Raw genomic sequence first — 17,723 nt, 5'->3', positions numbered from 1 at the left:
TCGCCAACATCGTGATGATGACCCTGGCAGGCGGACTCGTCGCCACCATGGCTATCCCCGCCTATGCCTTTGCGCCGAGTTCTCCCGGAACGGATGCCGCGCACGGCACGACGGCATCCACGGCCCTCACCCGGTCGGGTGCCCAAACACTCACCGTCGCCGACCAGGCCTCGACCGTCAGCGTAGCCCGCGACGGCTTCAGCGCCACGACGCCCGAAGAGATCGCCGCGGCCAAGGCTGCGGCTGCTGCGGCTGCGGCGGCGGCAGCCGCCGAAGCGCGTCGCGTCGCCGCGGCCGCCTCCATGACGACGTATGCAGCCGCGTATTCGGGGCCGTTGGTCTCCGACTTCCTGGCGAACCCGTCCTACCCGACGTTCAGCCTCGCATCCGTCTATAACGTCGGCCTGCAGTATCAGGGCGTTCCCTATGTCTACGGTGGGTCCACCCCGGCCGGTTTCGACTGCTCCGGCTTCGTCATGTACGTCTATGCCCAGTTCGGGATCAGCCTGCCGCATTCCGCCGCGGGCCAGGGCGCCGCGGGCACCCGGATCTCCCTCGCCGATGCGCAGCCGGGCGACCTGGTCATCATGGATGGTCACGACGGCATCTACGCCGGTAACGGCAATATCCTGCACGCACCCTATGAGGGGGCTGCCGTTCGGGTGCAGCCCCTCTGGACGAGCTCGTACTACATCGTCCGCCTCGGCATCTGAAGCGCCTCGACGGAGCTCCGCCCGGCGGGAATGCCTGCTACCTCGCCGGGCGGCGCTGATGTGAACAATGCGTAACAGCTTGCCCACGATGCGTTGCGACTGCTGCGCGGCGTGTCGCTTGTGAGTTAACCTGATGCTCTGTAGTACTGCGAGTTTTTTGGGAGAGCCAATGCGCGAGCGATGCACGATCCACACCATGGATGTGCGCTGCCGCTTTGCGCTGCGGCACGGCAGTCAAACATGTCTGAGTTGCGCGTGTTCTCGCGTTGCAGCCCGTCGGGCGTTGTCATTGTGACAGCGCCCTTTTTGTTTGCCCGTTTGCTTCCATCTCTTGGTGCGAGGGAGTAGATCGAATGGCTGGAAGCCGTCCAGCCCTTTTCGAAAGGGAACGCATGCGCACACTTGTCCTGAACGCGGGCTACGAGCCCCTTGCCGTGGTCTCGTTCAAACGGGCCATCGTGCTGGTCATGAATCAGAAGGCCACCATCGTGGCCGCCGACCAGGCCCATCCGGTCTGGGCGACGACCGGTTCGTGGGACCGGCCCAGCGTGATCATCCTCACCCGGTACGTGCATCTGCCGCGTTCGCGTTCGCTGCCGGTGAGCCGGCGAGGGGTGCTTCGTCGCGACGACCACCGCTGCGCATACTGCGGCCGGGCCGCCAACACGATCGACCACGTGCAGCCGCGCTCCCGCGGCGGTCGCGACAGCTGGGACAACCTCGTGGCCTGCTGTCTGCGCTGCAACAACATCAAGAGCGACCGCACTCCCGCCGAGATGGGCTGGGACCTGCTGTTCCACCCGAAGATCCCGATCGGCTCGAGCTGGGTGGTGCGTGGCGTCGAACGCCCGCTGCCGCAATGGGACGAATTTCTCGCGCCAGCCGCCTGATCAGGCAATGTAACGGATGTGTAACGCCGGGGGTGACTTCTCTGACGGTTTCCCCTAGGGTGGGAGGAACCCGAACGATACGCCACGATCCAGAGGAATACTTTTGCCCGAGTCTGGCGTGTCCGATTCCGTAGCGAGCCCCGAGGTTTTTCTCACTCGTCGCGAACTGCGCGCTCAGCGCGAGGCGCTTCCGGCTTTGAGCCCGGCGACGGAGCAATTCCTCGCCCCGAAGCCCGAGTCTGTCGTCGTTCCCACGGCGAAGCCGCGGAGCCGTTTTTCGGTCTCGTCACCGAAGCCCGTCGGTCGCTTCCCACGCAAGCGGCGGCATCCGGTCAAGATCGCCATCGCCGTGCTTGCCATCCCGGCCATTTTCCTCACCGCGGCACTTCCCGCCTACGCCTTCACCCCGCGCGCAGCCGGTGACCTGACGAGCGCCACCCAGTCCTCGGTAAACAAGAGCGTGCAGGGCCTCACCGTCGCAGCGGCGGCGACAGCGGTCACTGTGTCGCGTGACGGCTTCGCCGCCACCACGAAAGAGCAACTGGCCGCCCAGGCGCTCGCGGCCAAGAAGGCCCTCGCTGCACAGCAGGCCGCCTCCGCTCGTGCCGCGTCCGCCGCTTTCGCCGTCTATGGTGTGCGTGCGGAGGGTGATGACTACCCCTGGTACAACATGCCCACTGAGTCGCAGGGCGGTGGCCTGTCCCCGCTCAGCTACTACTACCGCGAGTGTGTCGACTTCGTGGCCTGGCGCCTCAACCGCGACGCCGGCTCGACAGGTTCCTCCTGGCGCTGGACCTGGAACAGCCTGACCCCCGGCGGCGGCAACGCGAGCGCCTGGGCGAGCGCTTGGTCCAACCACGGCTGGACCACGAGCAAGACCCCGGTCGTCGGCGCTGTCGCGTGGTTCAACTACAACCACGTCGCCTATGTGCAGTCGATCGGCAGTGACGGATCCGTCGTGCTCGAGGAGTACAACTGGATGGGCAGCCACTCGTATCACAAGCGCACGGTGTCGCCCAGCGATGTCGCGCTGTTCCTGTACCCGCCCGCGTAATCCCGATCGGGCTCGCACCAGCTAAACTTTGACAGCCAGCCTCTGTAGCTCAACGGAAGAGCAGTTCCGTCCTAAGGAAACGGTTGGGGGTTCGAATCCCTCCAGGGGCACACTATTCCGGTCCGAAACGGGCCTAATCGGCGTTTTCAGTCAGTTCAACAAACGATATCCGCCGCTTCTCTCTGCTTCCTTGCGTGTACTCATGTGCGTACCAAATAGGGAATGGTTTGGCCGAGTCGGCAAGCCCATGCCGCGGTGAGACTCCGGACTTCTGGACACTTCCGGCTTCAACGATCAAAGGGCAAGATGAGCGGGCCGCTTGACGTGATTCAAGCCCCGGGCGGGCAGCTTTGTTGCATTCTGGGTTAGCCTTGGCATTCATGCCTCCCACTGTGCGCCAGCTTCTGCAACGCCAGAGTCTCGGGGCCACCATCCTGACCGCGGCGGGTAGTATCGACGAGCCAATTCAGTGGATCTCGAGCACGGATCTCCTCGATCCCACGCCCTTCCTGTCCGACGACCAGATGCTGCTGACGACGGGCACCCAGTTCATGGTGGGCGCTTCGTCCGGCATTTTCGTCGACTACGTGCGGAGGTTGACTGCGAACGGGGTCAGGGCGCTTGGCTTCGGCACCGAAGTCGCCCGGTCGGGCACTCCGCCGTATCTGGTCGCTGCCTGCGCTGGGGCCGGACTTCCGCTCGTGGAGGTGCCGTACCGAACCCCGTTCATCGCGATCATCCGGTGGGCGGCGGACATGCTCGTGCGGGAGGCTAGCGCACGCGATGACTGGGCGCTCAAGGCGCAACAGTCCTTGTCACTTGCGGCACTGGGTTCCGGGGGAGTGCACAATGTACTCGCTGAGCTGGCCCGCCAACTGGAATGCAGGGTGGTGATGTTCGACTCCGGCGGGAACGTCACCTCCGTGCACCCGTTGGGCAGCCTCGGCAGCCACCAGGGCGCCGAGCTAGCTGCGGAAGTAGCGCGTCTGTTGAACTCTGGGCGTCGGTCGAGCGTGGCCGTTCGACTTGGCGAGCGGCACGCCGTCATCCAGACCCTGGGCTCGCGGAACGCTATCCGCGGGGCACTCGCCGTGGCCGACGTCGACGTACTCGACGCCGCGGCACAGTCGGTGGTCACCGTCGCTCTGGCTCTCGTGGCGGTGTCCCTGGAGCAGCACGACGCCGCAGACCGGAGCGTGCGCATCATTCGAGAGCAAATGTTGCACCTTATCGTCTCCGGCCACGCGGACGCGGCCGACCAGGTGATGGCCGCGGTCTCCGAGCCCCTGCCCGCAGTGCCCGTCCTCGTGGTGACATGCGATGTCGGGTCCTCCGCTAGCTCCGCTCTCGAGGCGTCGTTCGAGCGTAAGGTCCAAGATGGGGAGGGAAGGGTCTTCTTCGCCCGCGCACGCGACGAGTTCGTGTTCATCGTGTCGGCAGCCGACCAGTCACGCGTCAGCGAGCTCGTCGATTCCGTCGGGGTGCGTGCGGGCGTTTCCACGCCCGCTGTCTACGCAGAATTCCGATCTGGGTTGGACCAAGCCAGGCGCGCCCTCGCACACGCCCTCCGATCCGGCACCAAGGGGGCAGTCCATTCCGACCTCAATACCGAGGGTGTCCTCGGCCTGCTCGACCGCGGCGATGTCGCACGCCGGGCACTTGCCCGCCTCGCCCCGGTATTGCGCGAAGCTGACGGCCGCGACATGTTGAATTGTGGATGGGTCTGGCTGGAACACAACGCGCTTTGGGGACCTGCCTCCAGGGCGCTTGGGATTCACCGCCACGGCTTGCGCGCCCGGGTCCAGCGGCTGGCGGCCATCCTGGAATTGGATCTCGATGCCTTCTCCGGACGGGCGGAGCTCTGGGCATTGCTCGAGGCGTACCACCGTCGTTGACCGACGCCGTTCACCGTCGCTCATCATCACCGAACCGACGGGACCGTGGCCTACAGCGGTGCGACGACCTCGCCATATAGCTCCGGCCTCCGGTCGCCGAACGCGTCGCTGAACGGGGTTATGGTCTTGTCCCTGGAGAGGAGCAGATCCAGGTCGGCCATCGCGATCCCTGTCGAGGCGGCGGTGGCGACGACCCAGCCGCGATCGTCGATGATGCAGCTGGCCTCGTTCCAGTCCTGGCCGCGTTCGGTGCCGCTACGATCGCAGCAGACAACGCCGACATGGTTGATGTATGCGGCCGCCATGGCGACCGTGACTTCCGGGACGCGCTCGCCCTCTGGCACGGTCTCCCGTGGCCAATTGGTGGGCACGATGATTAGCTCGGCCCCGCGAAGAGCCAGGCTCCGGGTCATCTCGGGGAATTCCAGGTCGTAGCAAATGAGGACTCCGAGTCGGCCGAGTGGGGTGTCTACGACAGGTGGGACGGCCGAGCCGGGCGTGAAGATGAGCTTCTCCCGATCCCACAGGTGAGTCTTGCGATAGCTTGCCAGGACGCCTGCGCCGTCGACGACCGCGAGGCTGTTGTAGACGAGACCGTCGGCGCCAAGTTCGACGAAGCCGCCGACGACGACGCCATCTATGTCGGCCACTGCGAGTGCCCACTGAGCGAAGAGGGGATCATCCGTCGTGACGGCGACGGAGCGGGCCTCCTCCGGCGTGGAGAACATGTAGCCGGTGGTGACCAGCTCTGGCAGCACGACGAGCCGGGCGCCGGCCGCCACCGATTCACGCACCGCGGCAACGGACCGTTCGATGTTGCCGGTCAGGTCGGGGATGATCGGGGCCAGCTGTCGGCACGCGATGCGGATCATGTTTGCTCCTTGGCTGGTTGCCGACGTGCGTTGTGTCGCCTGTCGGCGCTGCGGTGATCATAGGCAAGAAGTCCGGGCCGGTGACCAGGGCGGTCACGGGCCCGGACCGCTCACCCGATCAGGCCTTAGTCGACGAGGGCGCCCGGGAGGTCTTCCTGCTCCTGGGAGGCGAGCTCGAGGGCGTCGGCCTGCTCCTCGGCTAGGAGCTGTTCGGCCGCGACGTCCAGGTTCCTTGTGAAGAGCCAGTAGAGCAGCGCACCGATCGGCAGCCCTACGAAGAGCGCGACGTCTACGCCGCCCATCGACTGCGAAGCGAATCCGACATAGAAGCCCGAGATGTCGAAGAACGGGGTCATGCACGCAAACGCGACGAGGTAGGCAGTGATGCCCGCCCAGCCCCAACGACCGTAGATACCGTTGGGCTTGAAGATCTCCGTGATCGCATAGTGGCCCTTGCGCACGATGAAGTAGTCGGTGAGGTTGATCGCCGTCCACGGGATGAAGAAATACAAGACGAGCAGGAGGAAGTCAGCGAAGAAGACCGCGAAGTTGCTCGATGCGTAGAGAGACAGGACGCCGGAGATGCTTGCGGTGATCGCGACGGTGACGATCCGCACGGTGACGGTCGGTCGCACCTTGCGGATGCTGTCGATCGAGGAGATGAGGGTGAGAGACCCCCCGTACATGTTCAGCACGATGACCGCGATCAGGCCGAAAGCGATCACGAGCAGCGCGATCGTACCGAAGCCGGGGAAGAGGCTGTCGGCCACACCCTGGATCGCGGTGATCGGATCACCGGCATCGAAGTCGGCGACGGCTGCGGCGAGGTACGCACCGAGGAAGATCAGCCAGGCACCGCCGATAGCGCTGCCCCAGAAGGTCCAGCGGAAGGTGCTGCGGTTGGGCGTTTCGGCGGGCAGGTAGCGCGAGTAGTCGGAGACGTAGATGGCCCAGGAGATCTGGTACCCGGCGACGACGCCCAGCTGAGAGAAGAACGCGACTGGATTAAAATCGCCGAGATTGAAGGCCCCGTCGGGCAGGTGCAGGTTGACGAGCGCCGAAAACGTCAGCAGCGCGAGCACGACCACCGTGACGTAGGTGAGGTAGCGCTCCATCTTGTGGATGAGGTCATAGCCGAAGAGGGCGACGACAGCGCCGACGAGGGTGACTGCCCAGAACCAGAACGGAGAAACCACCGGGTCGGAATGCAACGCCCCGCTGATCGCGTTGCCTGCGAGGACCGTGTTGAAGACGTTGAAACCTGCGTACTGGAGGAAGGCGAAGAGCCACACGAGGAGGGCGCCCACGTAGCCGAACTGCGGCCGCGACTGGATCATTTGCGGCAGACCGAGCTTCGGGCCCTGCGACGAATGGGCCGCCATGAACACGGTGCCGATGACCAGCCCGATGGTGATCGCGATGAGCGACCAGACCAAGTTTCCGCCGGCCGCGAAACTTACGACGCCGATCGCGAGGGTCGCGATCTGAGCGTTGCACATGAACCAGAGCGGCCCGATGTGCCAGACCTTGCCGTGACGCTCGTTTTTGGGCACGTAGTCGATGGAACGGACTTCCAGACCACGGGTCTTGGTTGGGCTTTCTTCGGTCACAAATCTCTCCTTTGAAATTTCGGGACGCTTGGTGCCGTCAGGTGAGAAAATTACAGGCTACCTTGGTCAATCGGTGATGCCTCAACGGCAGAGGTGATGCCTTAATGGCAGATTGGGGATTCCTTGTGCCAGTTCGGCAGCCGTTTGACCGCCTCGCGGGATTATTTTCGTCGTGTTTTCATCGGGTTCCGTTCACGGTCGCAGGATTGGGTTTCGTGAACATCGAAGCCGATCAGTGACATGTACGTCCCCGACGCCCACCGTCTTCTGTCTTCGATGCGATGAACCTCATTTCCTTTGGCTCCCAACTCGGCCTCAGCAATTGAGCGACAGCAAATTGGCCCTGATCGAGTTCGCAGCCAAAGAGCCAGAATGTGTCGACCCGCGAGCAGCCGCACGCATGGACTTTAGTCGTTGGCCAAGCCGCAGTTGAATCGCGGCGTCGACAAGCGGCGCGACCAGCCACGATCTGTCGTCACCAAGCAGAAACGTCGGGGTAGCCAAGATCCGGCCCGGCCGCGCTCAGGCTTCCCGTGCGGTCGTCACCTGCGACGCTGGGGCCACATGCACAAGGTACCCCTCCCTGTGCCGGCGAGGAAGCAGGGCGTGCTCGGGCATCGCCTCGAGGTAGGAGTCTTCTTCCCCGGTGACGATGAGACCGCAGGAGCTGTTGGCTGATTCGCTCAGGCAGTGCAGCCACTTCTCGTTGATGCTTGGTGCATGGCCACCACTGAAACGGAAGTAGAGCGGGATCGCGGGGCTCAGCCACGCCGAGCCGTGGCCGCCGGGTTCCCCGCAATTGGGCCAGGAGAGCACGAAACTTTCACCCCGGCGAAGCTTCTGCACGATCACAATCTGCAGGTGCGCAAGAATCCGATCGTCGAAATCGATGATGATTCCCGTGTACATCAGGTATCCCATGGTGAGCCGCTCTTACTGGGTCTGAGGTACCGCGCATCCGTGTCGCCTCGAAGCATATTGCACAGTTATACGCGTGAAGATTGCTCACTACAAGCAATTCAGTGAGCATCTAAGGAACCTACGGATCAAGGTGCTCCCGGATCCGGGATGCGCGCGGGGCACCGCGAGACGCGACCATCTGACCACCCAGCCACACGGCGCAACCGGACCCAGAAACACCACCGGCAGCAAGGCAGGCAGCATGTCCATGCCCACCACAAGAAAGCTCAGATCACCTCCGAGCGGCCACGCTCACCCAAGCCGACCGGTGGATAAGGGCTCCGTGGCCGTCTGATGCTCCTCGAGGCGCTGTGAGCGCGTTCGGTTCCAACTCGTCGATGATCACTCCTGTTTTGATGTGGCTTAGGTCGTGGACGCCGCGTAGATCCGCTCGATGGAGGTGGCCAGCATGGTGTTGAAGTCTGCGTCCGATTGCTGAACAGTAAGGCCCTCGAGCAGAGCACGGCTGAAGCTTGCGCTCAAACCGTGGTTCTCGGCCAGCAATCGGCAGGCCTCACTCTGGCTGTAGCCACCGGAAAGCGCCAACACCCGCAATATCAGCGGATGCTCGATCAGGTCGGCGTAGAAGTCGGGTACCGTCGGGATCGACAGCTTGACGATCACGGGCTGGTCGGTGGGCAGCCCGTCGAGGGCTGCGAGCACGTCGGCTTTGAGGAGGTTTTCGGCCTCGGCCTTGTCGAGGGCATGTATGTCGACTTCGGGTTCCAAGATCGGCACCAGGCCATGGGAAAGAATCTGCGCGGCGACGGCAAACTGTTGGTCGACGATCGCCTGGATACCGGCGGGGCTCGCTGCCTTGATCACGGAACGCATCTTCGTGCCGAACATCGTTCGTTCAACGGCACGTATGAGGAGGGGTTCCAGCTTAGTGAGGGGCCTCATCAACTGGACGCCGTCCTCCTCTGCTGCCAGGCCCTGGTCGACCTTGACGATCGGCACGATACCTCGGGTAGTGAGGTAATCACCCGTCAACTGGCCCTCAATGGTGCGGTCCATGGTCTGATCGAAGAGGATCGCCGCGAGGATTCGGTCGGGCGTGAAGCTTTCAGCCGTCATTACACGGGCACGCATCTGATGCATCAGGTCGAACATCTGCTCATCGGTGCCGTACGAGGCCGGATCGATGCCGTAGAGCTTCAGGGCGCCACCCGTGCTACCGCCGCTTTGGTCGAGGGCTGCGACGAAGCCGACTCCGGTGCTCATCCTTGCTGCTTGTTCGGTATTCAAAGTCCCTCCCAAGGTCGTGGACTCTATTTCAGTCTAGTGAGCAGTGATCGTCACCTGGGCGTCGGCGCAGGGGCTGGCCGGTAGTCGACTCAGACTGCCCACGGCAGTGCGAGGGTGTCGAGTACGCCCGAGTTGGATCTCACGATCTTCCCCGATTGGGGAACGTTAGGCGGTCCGCCGTCACACTCACAGTTCGCTGAAGTGCCGGTGGCGTCTTGGGAGTTGAGGCAGGGTTTTCGGTTACGTGGACGGTCGACATCCGCCGTTTCTCTTCAAGTCCCTTTCAAGAACTCCCTGACGTTATGCCAGAGCGGCGGCCCCGGCCGTTTCAGTCTCGGCGGACCGGGGCAGCCGCAGACGAACGATGACGGCTTTCGAGACTGGCGTGTTGCTGCCATCCGCAACGTGATCGAGCGGCACGAGGACGTTTGCCTCCGGATAGTAGGCTGCGGCGCAACCGCGCGGTGTGGGGTAGGAGACCACGCGGTAATCGCGCAGGACCCGCTCCCTACCGTCCTTGTACACCCCATAGACGTCCACCAGTTGACCGTCGGCCATGCCTAGTTCGGTGATGTCCTCGGCGTTGACCATGATGACGTGACGGCCTTTCTTGATTCCCCGGTATCGATCGTTGAAACCGTAGATGGTCGTATTGAACTGATCATGCGAGCGCAGGGTCTGCAGGATCAGCGTCCCGGTAGGGCGTTCCACCGCCTCAAGGTCGTTCGCCGTCAACACGGCCTTGCCGGTCGGCGTGTGGAAGGTGCGTGAGTCCCGCGGGCCGTTCTCCAGAATGAAGCCGCCGTCCTGCCGGATCCGCTCGTTGTAGTTCTCACACCCTGCCACCACCCGGGAAATATGGTCACGGATCAAGTCGTAGTTCTTTTCAAAGCCGTCCCAGTCGGCATTGATCTTGTTCCCGAGAGTCGCCTTGGCCAGCCGCGAGATAATCGACACTTCGGACAGCAGCGTGTGGGCTACCGGTTCGACCCTGCCCCAGGATGCGTGCACGGCGCACACAGTGTCCTCGACGGAGACGAACTGCCTGCCGGTCTCCTGGATGTCGATCTCAGTTCGACCCATGGTGGGCAGGATGAGAGCTTCCTTCCCGGTGGAGATGTGGGACCGGTTGAGCTTGATGGAGATCTGGGCGGTGAAGTCGGTCTGTTCCATCGCCGCTTCCGCTGCGTCTGTGTCGGAGATCGCCGCCACGAGGTTTCCCCCGAGGGCCAGGAAGAACTTGGTCTTTCCTTCCTGCATCCGGCGGATCGTTTCGACGGCGTCGGCACCATGCTCCCGCGGAGGTTCAAAGTCGAACTCCTTTCCCAGGGCGTTCAGGAATGCCGACGGCATCTGCTCCCAGATGCCCATGGTGCGGTCACCTTGCACGTTGCTATGGCCGCGGATCGGGGAGGCGCCGGCTCCGGGCTTGCCGATGTTGCCCCGCAGCAGCAGGAGGTTGATGATCTCCTTGATGGTGGCGACCCCCTTCTTCTGCTGCGTGATGCCCATGGCCCACGTGATGATGACCTTGTCCGCTTTCAGGTACCGCTCGGCGAGCTCGTCGATCTCCTCGATCCGCAAACCGGTCGCTTCGAGCACCTCCTGCTCGTCGAGCTGAGCCAGGTGCTCCTTCAGCTCCTCAAGGCCTTCGCAGTGCTCCGCCAGGAACTTGTGGTCAAGAACAGTGCCGGGGTTCCTGGCCTCGGCGTCAAGCACCCGCTTGGAAACCGCCTGCAGCAACGCCATGTCCCCGCCCAGCCGGATCTGCAAAAACTGGTCGGCCAGCTCGGTGCCCCTTCCAGCCACGCCGCGAACCTTTTGCGGGTTCTTATACCGCTTGAGCCCCGCCTCGGGCAGTGGATTGACGGCGACCAAGGAGCCGCCGTTGCGCTTGCACGCCTCCAGCTCGTTGAGCATACGAGGATGATTCGTGCCGGGGTTCTGCCCCATCAAAATGATCAGGTCCGCCGCCGCGAAATCGTCGAAGGTGACCGTTGCCTTGCCGACGCCGATAGTCTGGCCCATGGCCCAGCCCGAGGACTCGTGGCACATGTTCGAACAGTCCGGCAAGTTATTGGTGCCATAGCCGCGCACGAACAACTGGTACAGGAACGCCGCCTCATTGGATGTACGGCCGCTGGTATAGAAGGTCGCTTGATCCGGAGAGCCCAAGGCGTTGAGCCTCGTCGCGACCAGTTCGATGGCCTCGTCCCAGGTGATGGGGTGGTAGTAATCCTCGTCGGCGGGCTTGTAGACGGGCTCGGTCAGCCGACCCTGCATGCCCAGCCAGTACTCGCTGCGTGTCCGCAGGTCGCTCACGGAATGCTCAGCCCAGAAGTCAGAGCCGATGACGATGGGAGTCGCCTCCCAGGTGACGGCCTTGGCGCCCTCCTCGCAAAATTCAAACGCTTTGCGATGGTGCGGGTCAGGCCAGGCGCAACTGGGGCAGTCGAAGCCGTCTTTCTGGTTCATGGCGAGCACCGTTTCGCGGGTCCGGTTGACACCCATGTGCTCGATCGCCGGCACCATGGAATGCGTTACGCCCGGGATTCCCGCGGCCCAGTCCTTGGGCTTGCTGACCTCGAGTTCGCTCTCATCGGCTTCCTCGACCTTCGGATTCTTGCTCGCCATGGCCATGCCCCTCAGATCCAGTATCGCCGCGGGCACCCTAGATGGGGGCCGCACCCTTGGATCAACAGTAAACGCCTCACGAGCGTTACCGGAAGAAGAACGCGGTCTCGGGCCGGGCACCCTTGCCGTGGAAGTCGTAAAGCACGTCGGCGGTCGGTGCCATGCGCGACCTCGCCGGTGGCCTTGTCTTTTGAATGCTGATGGCCATGATGGGAATGCTGACCACGATTGCATCGATGGTCGGCTCGACCTCCCCCTGGGTCGGCTGCGGAGAGGAGCTGTTCGCGGCCTCAACCGAAGACCGACGCCCCCGGTCACCACTCGCACGAGAGGCCAACCCTTTGATATCGACACACGCAGAACCGTTCCCCCGTATCGCCGTGCGCGACATCGCAGTTCACGCATGAGCGCACTCCCCATAGCCGACCACGCACTCCTGTCGGACCGGCATTCCACCGCACTGGTGACCCGGAACGGTTCCGTCGTCTGGCTTTGCTTTCCCCGATTCGACAGTGAGTCCGTCTTCGCCGAAATCCTGGACGATGATGCCGGACACTGGTCGATCCACCCTGCCGAAACAGCAACGTCCACGCGGCAGTACGTGGACGAAACGATGGTCCTGCGCACCACCTTCCACACGGCGACCGGGGACCTTGAACTCCTCGACGCGATGGAAGTGGGAGACTCATCCGATCCACACCGCCTGGGCGAGCACGCCCCGCACACCCTGCTACGCGGCGTGCACTGCACCCATGGACGAGTCGTGGTCGAGATGACATATCGGCCTCGTCCGGAATACGGTCTTGTGGTGCCCATCTTCAGCGAGATCGTTTCCGGTTCCGTGGCCACGGGAGGGTCCGGGCGGCTCACCCTTTCGATGCCGGAGACGATCACCGACGGCAACGGGGAGATCCGGGTCCAGTTCATTCTTGAGGCCGGGGAGGACCGATATTTCGCCCTACAGCGTACCCGGCTCGGTGAACCCCTTCCCCCGGCGTACACCCAAGGTGAGATCAGGGCCGCGCTGGAGGCGACGATCGCGAGCTGGCAGGGCTGGGCCGCACTCCATCAGAACTACGACGGTCCCTGGCGCGACCTGGTACGTCACTCGGGACGCGTATTGCAGTCGCTGAGCTATCAACCAACCGGAGCGATCATTGCCGCAGCCACCACATCCCTGCCCGAGGAAATCGGCGGTGATCGGAACTGGGACTACCGGTACTCCTGGGTCCGCGATGCCAGCTTCACGATGAAGGCACTGTGGGTGGCCGCCTGCCCCGACGAGGCCCAGGAATTCTTCGGCTTCATGACCGCGGCCGCTGCGCACTCTCGCCCCGACCGTCATCTGCAGATCATGTTCGGCATCGGCGGGGAACACGATTTGTCCGAGCGCCTCCTGCCGCAGCTGTCCGGGTGGCGCCACAGCGGGCCGGTCCGCGTCGGCAACGGAGCCTGGGACCAACCGCAACTGGACGTATACGGCGAGCTGCTCGATGCTGCCTTCCAGCTACGAGAACAGCTTGGCGAAATTGAGCCCGCCACACGAGAGTTCCTGATTGCACTTGCCGATGCTGCCGCGCGCCAGTGGGAACAACCGGACAACGGCATCTGGGAAGTCCGCGGCGAGCCGCAGCACTTTCTCTATTCGAAGCTGATGTGCTGGGTCGCGCTCGACCGCGCGATCAGCATGGCTGAGCAGTTGCACGCCGCCCACCGCGTTGACGAGTGGTCGTCGACGGCCGCCAAAATTCGCGCCGCCATCCTCACGCGAGGGTGGAACGAGGAGGCTGGTGCGTTCACGCAGTCCTTCAATTCGCCCGATCTAGACGCCGCGGCGCTGATGATGTCGATCGTCGGCTTCCTGCCTGCCGCCGATCCGAGGATGGTGTCCACCGTGGACGCCATCATTCTCCGGCTCACCGACGCACGAGGACTCGTCTACCGCTACAAAACCGAATCCGGTGTCGACGGAATCACCGGCAACGAGGGCACCTTCCTGCTGTGCACCTTCTGGCTGGCCCATGTCCTGGCCGATGCGGGCCGTACCGTTGAAGCTCGAACGGTGTTCGAGAACGCCGTGCGCCACGTCAACGACGTTGGCCTGCTTGCCGAGGAAATCGATTCCGTCACTGGCGAACAACTCGGCAATTTTCCACAGGCCTTCAGCCACGTCGGACTCGTGAATGCAGCCTGGGCAATCCATCAAGCCGAACAACTCTGAGAATCTTCGTTGATTCAGGCTGGATGGTCAGTTTTCGCGGGTTGTCTGTACAGGGTCGTCTGCAAGGCGGGTGGCAAGTTCGCCCAGGGAGGTGATGGTGTAGTCCGGCGCCGCGAAATAGTCGGGGTAGATCTCCGTGGTGCGGTTCAGCCACGCGGTGCGGAGGCCCGCCTGGGCTGCTCCGTGGATGTCCCAGGGGTGCACGGCGACCAGGAGCATGTCGGCAGGTTGGACCCCACAGACATCAGCGGCATAGTCGTAGGCAGCCCGTACCGGCTTCCACGCGGGTGCGTCCTCAACCGTGAGCAGGTCTTCGAAGTCGCTCCGGAGGCCCGCCCCGGCCAGCAAATCCTCCGCCACCTGCGCGGACCCGTTGGACAAGGTAACGAGGCGCATGTCCATGCTCTTCAGAGCCCGGATACCCTCCGCGATGTCCGGGTGCACGCTCAATGTTCCGAAGCCGTCCATGATGTGATTCACGGCATCGTCGAGGCTGCGGGACAGGGCGGAGTCACGGAGGAATCCGCGCAGGATCTCGGAGCCGATAACGGCGAATTTCGCCGAGCCACCGGCGGCAGCAAGGGCGAACCCGTCCCTGAGCAGCGTGGCGAACCAGATCCGGGCCAGGTGCGCCGGGGCGCCGACCTCCACGAACCGGGCTTTCAGGGGGGACATGTCCGAGAGGGTTTCGTTGACGTCGAAAACGATCACCGACGGGGTGCTGTATGTCATGGTCGGGGCCCTTTGAGGTTGGCGCAGCTGAGGAAAATCGGGGGCGGAGCCGTCGAGCGAATCAACGGATTCGCTACCGAGTCTCCCTTAAGAACCGTCTGTCGAGCCTCGTATCCCCTCGATCGCTGCGGACGCAGCGGCCCGTTCGAGCAGGAAGACGCAGTTCGCGTCCCGGCCAGGAGATGGTCGCCTTGCCCAATCCCTCCAGGCGCACACTATTTCAGGTCGACACGAGCCTCGAAGGACCGACGATGGCGACCGCGGCTCAGGTGATGCGCCAGCCGCGGTCGACGGCGATACTCGTGCCCGACATGCCGCGGTTGTCGAGCAGGAAGCGCGCAGCATCCACGATGTCCCGCATCGTGGCGAGCTTGCCCCCGGGGGTACGGGCCTCGTAGCCCTTGAGCACGCCCTCGGGTTTGCCGGCCCAGAACGGGCTGTCCCCGATGATGCCGGGATGCAGTGCATTGACCCGGATCGGTGCGAGCTCCAGCGCCATCGCCACCATCAGTCCCTCGACCCCGCCGTTGATCGTTGAGACGGTCACCGAACCGGGGTAGGGCAGGTCCTTGGCTCGCCCGCCGAAGAGCACGATGCCGGTGTCGGGGGAGGGGTCGAGCCGATCGAGCAGGGTGTGGACGACCTCCGTGTAGCCGACGAGCTTGAGGGTGACGAGCCGCGTCGCTCGGGCGATGTCGTAGTCCCGGACGGTGTTGGCATCCCGCTCGATCGCGGCGAGCACGAGTCCGTTCACGGTTCCGATCCCCGCCAGCTGGGCCGCGATGCCCTCCGGTTCGGAGATATCGAGGGCGATGCCGGTCGCCGAGTGCCCGATCGACGCGGCGACCTCCCTGGCCCTGGTCGCGTCCCGCCCGGTGAGCACGACCCGATCACCGTGCGCGACGACGTCCTTCGCGATCTCGAAACCGATGCCGGAGGTTCCGCCGATGACGACGATGGTCTTCTCGCTCAACTCGTTCTCCCTTGCTTGATGTGATCCAGACGCGACTGCTCAGCTGAATTCGCGACGTGTGACCTCAGCGATGGCGCACGGCGGCGCGGAGAGCGGTCACAACGCCGCGCCGGGCCCGACAGGCAGCTGCGCGGCGGCCCGCTCGGCGATCATGCGCCCGAGCAATCGCTCGTAGACGGCGGCATGAGCCTCGGAGTCGAGGTACGCGGAGAGCCCGGCCTCGTCGTCGACGATCGCCGCGACGCCGAAGTCGGCGCCGCCGGGCCGCAGCCGGAGACTCTCGCCGCACTCGTACGAGCGCAACTCCTGAATGCCCGCGGCCATGTCGCGCAACTGGGTGGTGAGCTCGGCGACATCCTCCTCGGTCACGTCGTCCCGCCAGCGGAAGGTCGCGATGTGCAGGATCACTTGGTGTCGTCGTCCTGGTAGTGGTACGGGTTGTCGATCGGCTCGTTCGGGGCGAGCGCGGGGTGCATCCCCTCGAGCCACGCCTGCTCGCCGAGCTGGGAGCGCACGAACTCGACCGATTTGGCGACGGCATCCCGCGCCGGGGCGATGTCGAGACCGATGCGCTTGCCCTCGTACTTGAGCACCCGACCGTTGACGACGACAGTGTGGATGTCGGCGGTGCCCGCCTGGTACACGACGTGGACGTTCGGGTTGAGGATGGGCGTCATCGCAGGTGACTGGTCGTTCTTGACGAGCAGGAGGTCCGCCTTCTTACCGGGTGTGATCGAACCGATCTTGTCCTCCATGCCGAGGGACTTCGCGCCGCCCATCGTCGCCATCCAGACGACGTCCTCGGCGCGCAGGCGGTTCGCGTTGACGGTCTCACCCCTGGCTTGGGCCTCGAGGTGCTCGCGCGAGCGGTCGGCGCTGAGCGTCGCGCGCATGGCGGAGAAGTAGTCGGCGCTCCACCAGACGCTCGTGTCCATCGACAACGACGCCGAAATGCCGTACTTGCGGAGCTGCCACGTCGAGGGGTAGCCCTGGCCGGCGCTCTGCTCGCTCTCGGTGGCGACCGAGACCGTTCCGCCCGTGGCGGCGATCTTCTGGTAGCTCTCGCGCGAGAGTGTTGTGCCGTGCACGTAGCAGACCTGGTCGGTCATGAATCCGCCGCTGTACATATGGTCGATGGCGTTGTCCGTCGTCGCGCCCCACACGCCGGCGTGGGTGGTCACGCGCAGGCCGTTCTCCCGGGCGAACTCGAATGCCGCCTTCTCGGGGAAGTTTTCCGAGTCGGGCACGTCAAAGGCGATCTGCAATCCGTGCATGTCGGTCGGGGAGTGCGATGCGACCCAGGAACGGAACTCGGGCGCCGCGGTCCACTCCCACGGCGCTCCGAGGTAATTGCCGTAGCCGAGTACGAATCGGCCGGGGATCTCTTCGAAGGCCTTCATCGCCGCGTCGGCGTACTCGGGGGTGCGGAGCGCGTGCGACCAGTCGAGTGTCGTCGTGACACCGGTGTCGACCGATTCGAGAGCGCTCAGGAGGTTGCCCGCGTAGATGTCCTCGGGCCGGAAGACTTCGCCGTGTTGCAGGTAGTAAAAGACGAAGTACTGGCTGAGCGCCCAGTCGCCGCCGTAGCCGCGCAGCGCCGTCTGCCACATGTGACGGTGGGTGTCGATCATGCCGGGCATGAGGATGCCGCCGCTCGCGTCGATCTCGAGCGTGCCCTCGGGCACCTGTAGTTTCGTCCCCACGGCCTCGATGGTCTCGCCGACAACCAGGACATCGGCGTTCTCGAGCACTCCGGGAGTGTCGACGGTGATGACGATCGCATTGCGGAATACGAATGGTCGGCCCGTGACGAAGTCCTCGGGATGGGGCGCGGCGGCATTGATGCTCATGGCTCTCCTCGTTGAGAATGTCCAGCGACGCTGCACACTCTCTCGCTCAATCGGTCAATTCGCAAGGCCGC

Annotated in this window: 15 protein-coding genes and 1 tRNA gene; 6 read left to right on the top strand and 10 right to left on the bottom strand. The window is 64.1% G+C overall.

Annotation, left to right across the window (positions count from 1 at the left end; genetic code table 11):
- The first annotated feature begins 17 nt into the window (after window positions 1-17).
- The 5 genes from QN350_RS05690 to QN350_RS05670 all read left to right on the top strand — a co-directional run bounded on the left by QN350_RS05690 (window position 18) and on the right by QN350_RS05670 (window position 4,552).
- The gene (locus QN350_RS05690; protein WP_323515944.1) at window positions 18-713 is read left to right on the top strand and encodes a C40 family peptidase; all 696 of its coding nucleotides are present in this window, start codon (window positions 18-20) and stop codon (window positions 711-713) included.
- 392 nt (window positions 714-1,105) lie between these two features.
- A complete protein-coding gene (locus QN350_RS05685) occupies window positions 1,106-1,603 on the top strand; it encodes an HNH endonuclease (RefSeq protein WP_281535774.1) in 498 nt (165 codons plus the stop codon).
- A 118-nt stretch (window positions 1,604-1,721) separates the two neighbouring features.
- On the top strand, window positions 1,722-2,657 hold the full coding sequence (locus QN350_RS05680) for a CHAP domain-containing protein (protein ID WP_322137890.1): 936 nt from the start codon (window positions 1,722-1,724) through the stop codon (window positions 2,655-2,657).
- A 38-nt stretch (window positions 2,658-2,695) separates the two neighbouring features.
- Window positions 2,696-2,767, top strand: a tRNA-Arg gene (locus QN350_RS05675).
- A gap of 270 nt (window positions 2,768-3,037) precedes the next feature.
- Window positions 3,038-4,552 carry a PucR family transcriptional regulator gene (locus QN350_RS05670; protein ID WP_323515942.1) on the top strand — a complete coding sequence of 505 codons (1,515 nt, stop codon included), beginning with the start codon at window positions 3,038-3,040 and terminating at the stop codon, window positions 4,550-4,552.
- Between the two features lie 50 nt (window positions 4,553-4,602).
- On the opposite strand, the gene QN350_RS05665 is transcribed toward QN350_RS05670, so the two are convergent.
- From QN350_RS05665 to QN350_RS05640, 6 genes are all read right to left on the bottom strand, one after another.
- On the bottom strand, window positions 4,603-5,424 hold the full coding sequence (locus tag QN350_RS05665; protein ID WP_322137888.1) for a nitrilase-related carbon-nitrogen hydrolase: 822 nt from the start codon (window positions 5,422-5,424) through the stop codon (window positions 4,603-4,605).
- A 125-nt stretch (window positions 5,425-5,549) separates the two neighbouring features.
- The gene (locus QN350_RS05660) at window positions 5,550-7,034 is read right to left on the bottom strand and encodes a cytosine permease (RefSeq protein WP_322137887.1); all 1,485 of its coding nucleotides are present in this window, start codon (window positions 7,032-7,034) and stop codon (window positions 5,550-5,552) included.
- Window positions 7,035-7,556: 522 nt separating this feature from the next.
- A complete protein-coding gene (locus tag QN350_RS05655; protein ID WP_322137886.1) occupies window positions 7,557-7,955 on the bottom strand; it encodes an ATP-dependent DNA ligase in 399 nt (132 codons plus the stop codon).
- A gap of 402 nt (window positions 7,956-8,357) precedes the next feature.
- A complete protein-coding gene (locus tag QN350_RS05650) occupies window positions 8,358-9,242 on the bottom strand; it encodes a fructose bisphosphate aldolase (protein ID WP_281535767.1) in 885 nt (294 codons plus the stop codon).
- A 300-nt stretch (window positions 9,243-9,542) separates the two neighbouring features.
- Window positions 9,543-11,876 (bottom strand): FdhF/YdeP family oxidoreductase, encoded by a 2,334-nt coding sequence (locus QN350_RS05645; RefSeq protein ID WP_322137885.1) that lies wholly within the window; start codon window positions 11,874-11,876, stop codon window positions 9,543-9,545.
- A gap of 85 nt (window positions 11,877-11,961) precedes the next feature.
- Complete coding sequence (locus QN350_RS05640; protein WP_322137884.1) at window positions 11,962-12,084, bottom strand: hypothetical protein; 123 nt, start codon at window positions 12,082-12,084, stop codon at window positions 11,962-11,964.
- Window positions 12,085-12,279: 195 nt separating this feature from the next.
- Here QN350_RS05640 and QN350_RS05635 point away from each other — a divergent pair, with 195 nt between their 5' ends.
- The gene (locus tag QN350_RS05635; RefSeq protein WP_322137883.1) at window positions 12,280-14,097 is read left to right on the top strand and encodes a glycoside hydrolase family 15 protein; all 1,818 of its coding nucleotides are present in this window, start codon (window positions 12,280-12,282) and stop codon (window positions 14,095-14,097) included.
- A 27-nt stretch (window positions 14,098-14,124) separates the two neighbouring features.
- On the opposite strand, the gene QN350_RS05630 is transcribed toward QN350_RS05635, so the two are convergent.
- The 4 genes from QN350_RS05630 to QN350_RS05615 form a co-directional block, all read right to left on the bottom strand.
- Window positions 14,125-14,829 (bottom strand): haloacid dehalogenase type II, encoded by a 705-nt coding sequence (locus QN350_RS05630; RefSeq protein WP_322137882.1) that lies wholly within the window; start codon window positions 14,827-14,829, stop codon window positions 14,125-14,127.
- Window positions 14,830-15,094: 265 nt separating this feature from the next.
- On the bottom strand, window positions 15,095-15,802 hold the full coding sequence (locus QN350_RS05625) for an SDR family NAD(P)-dependent oxidoreductase (RefSeq protein ID WP_322137881.1): 708 nt from the start codon (window positions 15,800-15,802) through the stop codon (window positions 15,095-15,097).
- Window positions 15,803-15,898: 96 nt separating this feature from the next.
- Complete coding sequence (locus QN350_RS05620; RefSeq protein ID WP_322137880.1) at window positions 15,899-16,210, bottom strand: Dabb family protein; 312 nt, start codon at window positions 16,208-16,210, stop codon at window positions 15,899-15,901.
- Window positions 16,207-17,652 carry an amidohydrolase family protein gene (locus QN350_RS05615; protein ID WP_322137879.1) on the bottom strand — a complete coding sequence of 482 codons (1,446 nt, stop codon included), beginning with the start codon at window positions 17,650-17,652 and terminating at the stop codon, window positions 16,207-16,209. The genes QN350_RS05620 and QN350_RS05615 overlap by 4 nt, the downstream gene beginning before the upstream one ends.
- Between the last annotated feature and the right edge of the window lie 71 nt (window positions 17,653-17,723).

The organism is Cryobacterium sp. 10I5, from assembly GCF_035019865.1.
GTDB classification, from domain to species: Bacteria; Actinomycetota; Actinomycetes; order Actinomycetales; family Microbacteriaceae; genus Cryobacterium; species Cryobacterium breve_A.
Note: the sequence above shows the minus strand (reverse complement) of the source record. Positions and strands in the feature narration are given on the sequence as shown.